This window comes from Limnospira sp. PMC 1279.21 (assembly GCF_032349615.1).
GTDB lineage: Bacteria > Cyanobacteriota > Cyanobacteriia > Cyanobacteriales > Microcoleaceae > Limnospira > Limnospira fusiformis.
The window spans coordinates 1-1,651 of the sequence record NZ_JARPLU010000366.1 but is presented as its reverse complement, the minus strand read 5'-3'; the positions used below and the strand labels follow the sequence as shown (position 1 = coordinate 1,651).

Annotated in this window: 2 protein-coding genes; one reads left to right on the top strand and one right to left on the bottom strand. The window is 47.2% G+C overall.

The genetic code is table 11. The features are described from left to right. Nucleotides 1-272 precede the first annotated feature (272 nt). Complete coding sequence (locus P5683_RS24605) at nt 273-1,004, top strand: hypothetical protein (protein WP_006669161.1); 732 nt, start codon at nt 273-275, stop codon at nt 1,002-1,004. Here P5683_RS24605 and P5683_RS24600 read toward each other — a convergent pair. Next, on the bottom strand, nt 978-1,127 hold the full coding sequence (locus P5683_RS24600) for a hypothetical protein (RefSeq protein WP_196797727.1): 150 nt from the start codon (nt 1,125-1,127) through the stop codon (nt 978-980). The two genes, P5683_RS24605 and P5683_RS24600, sit on opposite strands and share 27 nt — an antisense overlap. Nucleotides 1,128-1,651 lie beyond the last annotated feature (524 nt).

Sequence of the window (1,651 nt, the reverse complement as noted above, 5' to 3'; positions counted from 1 at the left end):
TAGACGCTTCACCTGACTGGCCATATTGGAAGTCTCGAAGGTGGGCCCAAAAATCCGGCTGTGTTATGGGATAGCCAGGGATGCGACCTAATCAACCAAGGGGTTGAAGTCCTCACCGGGTAGTCCCCACGCCCATTTCAGCTCGATTTCATACCCGAAGGTCTCGCACCATACTTGGTATTATACCGTATTGCCGTAAAATGTTAACCTAATTTGAGATTAAATCATGCTCCTCTCATAAAAAATGTAACATAACTTTAATCATTATTTGAATGAGCGAAAATCAGATTTCCCCAAAATCAAGTCCCAATTCTCCCGGCGGCGGAGAGTATTTATCTCTATTGCTGGCGGTGGCTTTTTTACTGTTTCTCATGCGGACGGCTTTTCCTTGGCTATTGGCGATCGCCTCTTTTGTAGGTGTTTGGATGCTATGGCGATACTACTCCTACCAGTCTCGCCGCCTACAACAGAGTCTGGATCAGGCTTTTTATGCTTTGATCCGGGAACATGAAGGACGGATCACCCCTTTGGATCTGGCTTTGGCTACTCAGCTTACCGGTCCCCAAGTTCAGGCTTATCTCGACCAAAAGGCGCTGGAATTTGCGGCTGAGTTTGAGGTAACAGATGATGGTAGGATTTTTTATACTTTCTCGACGGTAGCTTCTGTGACTGTGGCTGACCCAGAACCTGCTATTGATAAGGAAATGGCGACTGTGGCTGACCCAGAACCTGCTATTGATACTCAAGTTGTGAACCTTCCCCGTCAGACAGTGGAACTTCCCCCGGTTTCTGTTAATCAAGGTCCACTGGTAACCGGGTTTGATGTACATCCCCATAATATTAGACCCCGGAAACCAAAACCCGTTGAACTCTACCCCGCGCCGCACGCCTGCGAGTATTCTCAGGAAAGCCAGGAGTTTCAGTCGCGGCCAGAATTACCTAAGTCGGAGATCACCGAGTTGATGGAACGTAATCGCTTAGGCGATCGCTTTTCGGCGGACTAAGTTGATATAATCGATATACAGTGCGGGACGTTCAGGCATGAAATAGGGTAGAAACACCCGAAATAACCGCCTGATGGGGACTTCAGCCCCTTGGTTGAATATAAGAGGCTCGCCTCTGAGCATCCCCATAACTGTTTATATGTCCCAAAGCTTGGTATAGAAATATACAAAACAAGGCAGGGAACTCAAGGTCAAAACGCAAAATCGGAAATCTTAACGATTTCTTAACAATTGCGTTGAGAGTAACCGCGATAGCCACCCCCAGTTTTGGGAATCATAACCCCAGGACTGAAGCGGGGAACGGAAGGCGTGAAGTAGAACCTACTACCAGAGGCGACCACTGCCAACCATCCATGATTAAGGAAATCTGAATGTTCCGACTTGAACCGCCATAAGGATTAAGTAGCTAAACAGGTTGATACGCTCCGCTCAAAAGAGTTAGGGAAAAAGTAGGGTAATTGTAACATCACCTACACAGACCTTTAAAAGTACCCCGGTGGAAAGGACAAATCTAAAGATGGAATGCCCATATAAACGGAACGTTGTAATCCCTCTTAGGCTCTGAGAGTATGGTCGATACCTCAGTAGTGACAAGTGTAAGCGGATGGTGCGAGACGTTCGGGTATGAAATAGGGCTGAAATGCCCG

Bases quoted from the DNA above. Each gene is read 5' to 3' on its own strand.
- P5683_RS24605 (WP_006669161.1), top strand. From the start codon at position 273: ATGAGCGAAAATCAGATTTCCCCAAAATCAAGTCCCAATTCTCCCGGC.
- P5683_RS24600 (WP_196797727.1), bottom strand. From the start codon at position 1,127: ATGCTCAGAGGCGAGCCTCTTATATTCAACCAAGGGGCTGAAGTCCCC.